10 protein-coding genes are annotated in these 9,493 nt (G+C 52.4%); 9 read left to right on the top strand and 1 reads right to left on the bottom strand.

Annotated elements, in window-relative coordinates:
• Positions 1 to 23 precede the first annotated feature (23 nt).
• From thiM to IJT02_10365, 9 genes are all read left to right on the top strand, one after another.
• Positions 24 to 845: a hydroxyethylthiazole kinase gene (gene thiM / locus IJT02_10325; protein MBQ7545323.1), complete on the top strand. Its 822-nt coding sequence runs from the start codon at positions 24 to 26 to the stop codon at positions 843 to 845.
• A complete protein-coding gene (gene thiE, locus IJT02_10330; GenBank protein ID MBQ7545324.1) occupies positions 832 to 1,470 on the top strand; it encodes a thiamine phosphate synthase in 639 nt (212 codons plus the stop codon). The genes thiM and thiE overlap by 14 nt, the downstream gene beginning before the upstream one ends.
• Entirely contained in the window at positions 1,461 to 2,135 is a 675-nt protein-coding gene (locus tag IJT02_10335; GenBank protein ID MBQ7545325.1) for an HAD family phosphatase, read from the top strand. Before thiE ends, IJT02_10335 begins: the two co-directional genes overlap by 10 nt.
• Positions 2,104 to 3,558 carry a bifunctional hydroxymethylpyrimidine kinase/phosphomethylpyrimidine kinase gene (gene thiD / locus IJT02_10340; protein ID MBQ7545326.1) on the top strand — a complete coding sequence of 485 codons (1,455 nt, stop codon included), beginning with the start codon at positions 2,104 to 2,106 and terminating at the stop codon, positions 3,556 to 3,558. Before IJT02_10335 ends, thiD begins: the two co-directional genes overlap by 32 nt.
• Positions 3,558 to 4,205, top strand: coding sequence for a thiamine diphosphokinase (locus IJT02_10345; protein ID MBQ7545327.1), 648 nt, complete (start codon positions 3,558 to 3,560; stop codon positions 4,203 to 4,205). Before thiD ends, IJT02_10345 begins: the two co-directional genes overlap by 1 nt.
• Positions 4,206 to 4,235: 30 nt before the next feature.
• Complete coding sequence (locus IJT02_10350; GenBank protein MBQ7545328.1) at positions 4,236 to 5,414, top strand: pyridoxal phosphate-dependent aminotransferase; 1,179 nt, start codon at positions 4,236 to 4,238, stop codon at positions 5,412 to 5,414.
• Between the two features lie 3 nt (positions 5,415 to 5,417).
• Entirely contained in the window at positions 5,418 to 6,488 is a 1,071-nt protein-coding gene (gene mnmA, locus IJT02_10355) for a tRNA 2-thiouridine(34) synthase MnmA (protein MBQ7545329.1), read from the top strand.
• Between the two features lie 61 nt (positions 6,489 to 6,549).
• Complete coding sequence (locus tag IJT02_10360) at positions 6,550 to 7,563, top strand: hypothetical protein (GenBank protein MBQ7545330.1); 1,014 nt, start codon at positions 6,550 to 6,552, stop codon at positions 7,561 to 7,563.
• A 19-nt stretch (positions 7,564 to 7,582) separates the two neighbouring features.
• Positions 7,583 to 8,251, top strand: coding sequence for a hypothetical protein (locus tag IJT02_10365; GenBank protein MBQ7545331.1), 669 nt, complete (start codon positions 7,583 to 7,585; stop codon positions 8,249 to 8,251).
• Positions 8,252 to 8,386: 135 nt separating this feature from the next.
• Here the strand turns inward: IJT02_10365 and glgC are convergent.
• Positions 8,387 to 9,493: glucose-1-phosphate adenylyltransferase (gene glgC / locus IJT02_10370; protein ID MBQ7545332.1), on the bottom strand; the 1,107-nt coding region annotated here is incomplete at its 5' end.

The following is a 9,493-nucleotide window of genomic DNA, read 5'->3' on the forward strand; positions in this document are numbered from 1 at the left end:
TTGTGCACAAAGGAGGAATTATCGTGTTAGGTACTTATCTTGAGCGCGTAAGGTCATCATCACCGCTCATCCACAACATCACTAACTATGTTACCGTCAACGACGTAGCCAACGCACTTCTTGCCTGCGGTGGAAGCCCGATAATGGCCGACGAGCCCGAAGACGCAGAGGAGATTACGTGCATTTGTCAGGGTCTGAACATCAACATAGGGACGCTCAACGCACGGACGATTGATGCGATGTTCAGGGCAGGCCGTAGAGCGCAGGAACTTGGCCGCGTCCTGCTTCTTGACCCCGTAGGTGCAGGAGCTAGCACGTTAAGGACACGTACAGCCTCGAACCTTCTGCAGGCCTTGAAGTTCGACGTAATCAGGGGCAACGCGTCAGAGATCAAGACGCTCGTTAAAGGTTCGGGAACAACGCACGGAGTCGACGCGGACAAGGCTGATGCTGTGGGTGAAGGAAATCTCGGCTTCATGGTGAAGTTCGTGAAGGAGTTTGCGCGTACTTCGGGTGCAGTTGTGGCACTGACCGGCGCAATCGACCTCGTTGCGGACGCTGAACGCTGCTTCGCCATAAGGAACGGCAGGCCGGAGATGGGGCGTATCACCGGCACTGGCTGTATGCTCTCGGGAATAATGACAGCCTTCGTCGCCGCGAACCCTGAACACAAGCTCGAGGCTTCTGCGTCGGCGGTGTGCATGATGGGGCTTGCAGGAGAGATTGGCTATTCACGGCTTCAGGACGGCGAGGGCAATTCGACTTACCGCAACAGAATCATAGACGCAATCTACAACATGACGGGCAAAGTTCTCGACGAGGGGGCAAAGTATGAAGTTCTCTAGGGAATCGCTGAGGCTCTACGCAGTTACCGACAGGCACTGGCTCAACGGCAGGAAATTAATCGATGATGTGAGAGCGGCCATCAGGGGCGGGGCAACGACGATACAGCTCCGGGAGAAGGAGTTGTCTCACGAGGAGTTCAAGGCTGAGGCTGTAGAGATTCAGGCGTTGTGCAGGGAATTTCACGTGCCGTTCATTGTGAATGATGACGTTGCGCTTGCGTGTGAGATTGACGCTGACGGTGTTCACGTCGGACAGAGCGACATGGAGGCTGGTAACGTCAGAGCATTAATCGGTGCAGGAAAGATTCTCGGGGTTAGCGTACGCACGGCAGAGGAGGCAATAGAGGCTGAGCGCAAAGGGGCGGACTATCTCGGAGCGGGGGCAGTCTTTCACACGGGCTCAAAGTCTGACGCTGTGGACATTACGCACGAGGCACTGCGGGAGATATGCTCTGCGGTGAAGATTCCTGTTGTCGCGATAGGAGGAATCACCCTGCAGAACGTGCACGAACTTTCCGGCTCGGGCATCGCGGGGCTTGCGGTAATCAGCGCGGTATTCGCGGCCAAGAACATAGAGGCGGCTTCCCGTGAACTGCGGGCATTGTCGGAGAAGATATGCGCATAAGTTTTCGCGGGGCTGTGTTTGACGCTGACGGTACATTACTGAACTCAATGCACATTTGGCGGGACTGCGGAGAGTATTACCTTCGCGGTCTTGGCCTGACTCCTGAGGAGGGGTTATCAGCTAAGCTGTGGCCTCTGAGCTTCGAGCAGGGGTGTGCATACCTCAAGGAACATTACGGCCTGAAAGACTCCGTTGACGGCATAAAGGACGGCATAACGAGGATGATTGAGAGCTTCTACAGGAATGAAGCAGCCCTTAAGCCCGGAGTCCGTGAGTTCCTCGATGTGCTTCGGAACAGAAATATTCCTATGGTGATTGCGACTTCAGGCGACAGGGAGTTACTGACAGCAGCTCTCGAACGCAACAACGTAGCAGAATACTTCTCCCGAATCTTCACGTGCACAGAACTTCACACCGATAAACGGCATCCCTTCATCTTCACGGCGTGTGCTGAGTTTCTGGGGCTTGTTCCCGAGAGCGTTGCAGTCTTCGAGGACGCGTTATTTGCCCTCGATGCGGCCAAGAATGCGGGGTTCATGACGTTCGGGGTTGAGGACAAATACAGTGCAAACGACAGAGAACGCATTATACGCACAGCAGATTATTACATCACAGACTGGAGGAAGATTGACATTGAGGACGGCATTAACGATAGCAGGCAGTGATTCATCAGGCGGAGCGGGCATTCAGGCGGACATAAAGACGATGGCAATGAACGGCGTTTACGCAATGAGCGCGGTTACTGCCCTTACAGCACAGAACACTACGGGTGTCTTCGGCATAATGGAGTCGTCGCCGGAGTTCTTGAGGGCGCAGATTGATGCGGTGTTCGGGGACATTTTCCCTGACACAGTCAAAACCGGCATGGTCTCAAGCTCGGCACTTATTCACGTAATCGCGGACTCCCTCAAGCATTATGACGCGCGGAATGTTGTTGTTGACCCCGTCATGGTCTCGACGAGCGGCGCAAAACTCATAGCTGATGACGCAGTGAAGACCCTCGCAGAAGAGCTCCTGCCCCTCGCAACGGTAACGACACCGAACATCCCGGAAGCAGAGATACTCTCGGGCATGAAGATTACCGACGAGGCCGGAATGATTGAGTCGGCACGGAAAATCAGTGAACGTTTCGGGTGCGCAGTTCTGGTGAAGGGCGGGCACATGGTCAACGACGCGAACGATTACCTGTTTGACGGCGAGTCCGGCGGGTGGTTCACGGGCAAACGGATAGACACGCGCAACACTCACGGCACGGGCTGTACCCTCTCGAGCGCAATTGCCTCTAACCTCGCGAAGGGCTATTCACTGAGTGAGGCTGTCAGAGTCGCGAAAGAGTACATTTCCGGCGCGCTGGGAGCCGGGCTGGACTTGGGGCAGGGATGCGGGCCGATGATGCACAACTTCAACCTTTCAGGAAAGTTCTCGCAGAGCAGGGGAATCGTCAGCAGGCTCATGGACTCCGTCGCCGACATCTGGCCTGAGTACAACAATCATCCCTTCGTCAAGGGAATGGAGACAGGTACGCTTGACCCCGCAAAGTTCAGGTACTATATCATTCAGGATTACCACTACTTGAACGAGTACAGCAAGGTTTTCGCGCTCGGTGCGGCAAAGGCGAAATCTCTCGGGACAATGCAGCTCTTCTCGTCGGTCATCGAGGCAATCGCCAATGTTGAGATGGACGTTCACAGGGGCTACATGGGGAAGCTCGGTGTCTCGCAGGAGGAGATTGACCGTACGGCACGGCATCCCGCGAACTTGTCTTACACTTCATACATGCTCCGTGTTGCGTACGAGGAGGAAGAGCCCGAAATCTTGGCCGCAATCCTGTCATGTGCACTGAGCTATGAGGACATCGCAAAGGCAATCGTCAAGAACAGCCCCGACTCCGTTAAGCACGAACTTTACGGCCACTGGATAGCAACGTATTCCGGCGAAGTGTACTGCGGGCACAACAGGGTGCTTGTGTCTGCCTTCGAGAAAGCGGCGGAGAACTACACGGACGCTCAGATAGAGCACCTGTGCGAAATCTTCAGAGCCTGTTCGCTCTACGAGATGGGCTTCTGGGACATGGCGGAGAATCACTGATGCGCTGGGTTATTGTCGGAGGCTCGGAGATTCGCAACTACGGGCTGATGAGGAGCTGTCTCCGTGATGATGATTATCTCGTGTACTGCGACTGCGGGCTGAAGCATCAGGAAGGATTAAGGGTAAAGCCTTCGCTCATAATCGGCGACTTCGACTCCCACGAGAAGCCGGAGGATTTGCGCAATGTTATCGTTCTCCCTGTAGTCAAGGACGACACGGATACCATCTTTGCGGTCAAGGAAGGAATCAGGAGGGGATATGATGACTTTCTCCTTCTTGGGGTTACGGGCGGACGGCAGGATCACAATCTCGGCAACATTTACGCTCTGCTGTACCTGGCCAAGCGCAACAAGACAGCAACAATCATCGATGACTACTCGGAGATACGGATAATCACTGCAGGAGAGACCGTGAAGGTCAAAGCTGGCTGGCGGTTCTTTTCCCTCCTGAACATCGCAGGGACAGCGCGCGGAATCACAATCGGGGGCGCAAAGTACAACCTAGACGGTGCGGAGATACTCCCTGAATACCAGTACGGCATCAGCAACGAAGTACTTGGTGATGAAGCAATTGTGAGCCTCAGGGAAGGGAATCTTCTTCTTGTGCTGGTTAGGAACATTGCAAATTGTGATACAATTCACGGTTAATTATCCATGAAAGGACTTGAAATTTTTACCATGCCCAAATTAAGCGACAGGGTAGGAACATTCACGGACTCCGTAATCCGCCGCATGACCCGCATCTGCAACAAGTACGGAGCAATCAACCTCTCTCAGGGTTTTCCTAATTGGGATCCTCCGATTGAGATGATGGACTCGCTTTCCGAGACAGCACACAAAGGCCCGCACCAGTACGCAATCACCTTCGGAGCAAAGAACTTCCGCGATGCAGTCTGCGCGAAACAGAGCAAGGCAATCGGGCGTGAGATTGACCCCGAGACCGAGATAGTAATCACCTGCGGAAGCACCGAAGCAATGATGGCCGCAATGATGACCATCTGCAACCCCGGCGATAAAGTTATGGTGTTCTCGCCCTTCTACGAGAATTACGGTGCTGACTCGATTCTTTCGGGCGCGTCGCCTATCTACATTCCGTTAGTTCCTCCAACGTACGACTATGACATCAACCTTATCGAGGACGGCTTCAAGCAGGGAGCAAAAGCTATCGTAATCTGCAACCCCTCGAACCCTTGCGGAAAGGTCTTCACCGAGAAGGAATTAATGGAGATTGGTGCTCTTGCAGTGAAGTACGATGCGTTCATCATCACCGACGAGGTTTACGAGCACATAGTCTTTGACCCGTACAAACATGTTTACGCTTCCGGCCTTCCGGGAATGTTCGACCACGTAATCACCTGCAATTCCCTGTCCAAGACGTACTCAATCACCGGCTGGCGTTTGGGCTACCTTATCGGGCCTGCAGATGTTGTTGACGGAGCAAGGAAGGTTCATGACTTCCTGACTGTCGGAGCAGCAGCACCCCTGCAGGAAGCGGCAGTAAAAGCGTTCATGCTTCCGCCGGAGTACTACGAGGGGCTGAAGGCCAAGTACACGAAGCTCCGCAACAGATTCCTTGAGGGGCTCGATGAAGCGGGGCTGAAGCACAACATTCCGCAGGGCTCGTATTTCGTGATGGTGGATGTGAGCGACTATCTTGCGCTTCCGCAGTTCAAGGGCTGGACTGACCTCGAGTTCTGCGAGTGGGTAATCAAGAACATCGGCGTTGCGGCCGTGCCGGGCTCGAGCTTCTTCCGCGAACCCATCAACAACCTTATACGCTTCCATTTTGCGCGCACTGAGGATGTTCTCGAGGAAGCCATAAAGAGGCTTCGCAAGATGGGAGACCTCCTGAAGTAGTTAATGAGCATACTAATAGCTATGAGCGGGGGCGTTGACAGCAGCGTCTCCGCTTATTTGTGCACACAGAGGCACGACATCTGCAGGGGGGCAACAATGCTCCTCTACCTGAACGAGGCACTAGGCATCTCATCGCGTCATCCGTGCTGTTCCCGTGAAAACATCGTTGACGCTAAGGCAGTGTGCGATGTTCTGGGGATTGAGCACGAGGTCTTGAACTACATGCAGGACTTCGAGGACAGAGTCATTAGGAAGTTCGTGAACGTCTACGAGTCCGGCGGGACACCGAATCCGTGCATAGACTGCAACAGGTTCATGAAGTTCGACGCAATGCTGAGGCACGCAGAGGATAAGATAGCGACGGGACATTATGCGCGAATAGAGAGGGACGCATCAGGAAGATACATGCTTCGGAAAGCCGCAGACCTTGCGAGGGATCAGAGCTATGTGCTGTACACTCTGACGCAGGAACAGTTAGCCCGCACGGAATTTCCGCTTGGAGGAATGACTAAGCCGGAGGTGAGAGATATAGCCGCTTCGTTGGGCTTCACCAACGCAAGGAAGCACGACTCGCAGGATATATGCTTTGTGCCTGACGGGGATTACGGGAGGTTCATCGAGGAGTACACGGGAAGGGTTTACCCATCAGGTAACTTTGTGGACACGGCGGGAAACGTCTTAGGTACGCACAGAGGAGTGATTCACTACACTGCGGGACAGCGCAAGGGGCTCGGTGTTGCGGCGGAAGCACGGCTCTACGTTGCCGCTCTTGACCCTTCACGGAACACTATAACCCTTGCACGCGAGAACGAGGAGAGCTTGTACGCGCGGGGTGTCATTGTGCGGGGAATAAACCTGATTGCGTTCGGCCAAGTGCCGGAGAACTTCAGGGCGGGCGTGAAGACGAGGTACAGGCAGAAGGAGATTCCGTGCGTCGTGAACCAGACGGGCAGTGATGAGCTGGTGATAGAGTTTGCGGAGAGACAGAGGATGCCCGCAGTCGGACAGGCGGCAGTGATTTATGACGTGGATTATGTGATTGGCGGAGGAACTATAACAAAGATGCTTGCATAACAATTCCTCTTGAAGTCTGCTATAATCTCAGCAAATTTCCACGAAAGATATATTTATGCTCATGAAGAAACGTAGAATGCTGATAAGAATCTCTATATCTGTTGCAAGTCTGCTGGCATTAACCGTAACTTTAGTTAAGATAGAGCAGATTGATATAGGCAAGGTTATAGACAAGTTTATTCTTAACATAGGCGGAACTGTTATCTTGAATCATGACTCTAAAGAGGATACATCGGGAGAAAAAGCACCTGCTGACAAATCATCTGCCGATAATTGTTTTACACCGAGAGTATTATCAGGGGATAAGAAACCTGAAACTACACCTGCGTCCTCAGAAGCCGTAAAAGGCAGCATGTCTCAAGATGATTCTATCCTGCAAAACGGTATTCCTAATACCGGGTACTTGGCTGCTCCGCACAGTACAGCTCTGCGTACATTCACGTTAGATTATCCCGGCGCAGTTAATATAGTGTTCCGTCCTTCAGATAAGGATACAGCCTCCTACAAGCTGACGGTTCGGGGTGCTTCAAATGCTGTCCTCATGCAGAAGAACATAGACGGTGAATCCCGCTCTTGCAACACAGGGAACTTGTATCTCCGTGCAGGAACTTACAGAATAGAGGTTGCGAGGCTGTATTCATGGAGCGGGAAGCCTTATACCCTCACCGTAAATGCATCTCATGCTGTGAACACTGAAGAAGAGACCAATGACACCATCAGTACAGCTAATGTGATTCCGCTGAACGAGAATATCAGAGCCTCAACAGGGACAAGGAACGACATCGATTATTTCACTTTTACTCTGGACAAGACTGCTTCAGTGTGCCCTCATCTTGAATTTGAACCGGTCAAAAATTACAGCCTGAAGCTTTATGAATTAGTAGTCGAGGATATTAACGGGACAGAGAGTGAGCGTTTCATTTTCAGGGGAGATGCGAGGACATCGAAAACAGTAAAGCCTTTCATTTTGCGTGAGGGAACGTATATAATACCTTTATCGCGTGTAGAAGACAAAAATATTGAGCTCGGACTGCATGAATATACTCTGCGAGTCTCGGCTCAGGAATTAATGTAAACCATTAGGAGGAGTTATCATGAAGAAGCTGTTTGCTGTAATGCTGGTCGTGGCGGTAGTTTTCGTTGCGGCATCTGCGTGGCCTGATGACGGCTCAAAGATAACGTTTGATAACGTTACGTTCAGCAAGCCCTACAAGATTAAGGGTTATGCTACAGTTACGTTGCTAGGCTTCAAATTTATTGAAGCATTTGCTCAATGGGAAGATGGCAAAGCAGGCTCAATAAAAAAAGGCGGGGCATGGTGTGATAACAAGAATGTTATTTTTGCTGAAAAACTACGTGAGGCTTGGCTTGATATTTACGTGAACTGTGCCTTACATGCAAGTGGACAAGAGTCAGATTTTGCATGGCTAAAAGCGGATATACTTAATTTACAGAAAGAGAAGACAAGTTTTATGAAAGATATTGCTGTTAATGTAATATACAATGATGAATACGAATTTGACGGCTGGGTTAGACAATTCAACTATGACTACAGTAAAGCAGAAATCTACGTACTTGGAGAAACATCAATAGGCTGGCCTGTATGTCTGAGTCCAGTTGACGAAATGCCAATTGCTCCGATGTATAAAGGGCATTATGCTTTCGGCTGTACTCTCCCGAATTTCGTAGTCGAGGACAAGGACTCCCCTCTCAGAATGGAAATCACTATCGGCGGGCACAAACTCACCTACAATATCCGCTGACAACAAACACAATCCCCCTCTTTGCAACATGAGGGGGAAACGTCCCCTTAATCTGCACGTTCGCATTCCTTGCAAAAAATCAGCACCCCCCGAATCGCTTCAGGAGGTGCCGCAAAAAATTCCAGCTTTGAGCTTTTAGCCCATCGTGTCCCAGCTCTGGCCTTCCTCGATCTGGTCGCTGCCAGTCAGGTAAAGCTCCTTCGGCACTCCGGCCACAACGATTCCCGACTTCGGGTCAACGTAGTAGTTCTTCGCGTCAAGCTCGGGGTCTTCGCCGATGACTGTCCCGTCAGGGATAATGTTATGCCCGTCGATGATTGCCCTCTTGATGCGGCAGTTGCGCCCTATCACCACGTCGTGTCCGATGATGCTCTCCTCTACGACGCTTCCCGCCTGAATGAGGCAGTTGCGCGCAAGAACAGAGTTCGTTACGTCCGCGCCGAAGATACGGCTTCCTTCGCTCAACATTACCCTGTCAATGTTGACTGAATGCCCGCTGTCAGGATAGCAGTACGAAGGTGGATCTCCGTAGGATACTGTTCTAATCGGCCACATCGGGTTATAGAGCGTCATCTCTGACTCGTGCCCGATAAGCTCCATGTGTGCCTTCCAGTACGCAAACAGCGTCCCTACGTCGCGCCAGTAAGGCTTGTCCGTCCTCCACTGGTGGATGAGCTCCGTCTCCGCGTTCGGGTGAGGCAGCATGTTCGTCGAGAAGTCGTAGGCGCAGACCTTCATTCCGTGCTCGACGAGGTCGGGGATAATGTCCTTGCCGAAATCGTGGTGCGTCTCTTCCTTCATTGCGTCGTCGTCAAGGGCTTCCTCGAGGACTTTGCGCTCAAACACGTAGTTACCCATCGACACATACGAGAATCCGGGACGGCCAGGAATCTCGGGCGGGTTCTTCGGCTTCTCCTGGAACTCGATGATACGGCCGTTCTTGTCCGTCTTGATGCACCCGAACTCCGTTGCTTCCTCGACAGGCACAACGTTCGCCGCTATCGTTACGTCGGCGTGCTGTGCCATGTGGTACGCTATCATCTGGTCAACGTCCATCTTGTAGATGTGGTCGGCCGCGAAGATACATACCCTGTCAGCCCTGTAGCGGGTGATCATGTGCTTGGCCTGATAGACCGCGTCCGCTGTGCCCTGGAACCAGTGCTCGCCGCTCCACATCTGAGCCGGAATTGTTGTTACGAAGAAGTCCCGGCCTCTCATAGCTCCGCCGAACTGCCAGCCGCG

The organism is Synergistaceae bacterium, from assembly GCA_017450125.1.
In the GTDB taxonomy this organism is placed as follows: domain Bacteria; phylum Synergistota; class Synergistia; order Synergistales; family Aminobacteriaceae; genus JAFUXM01.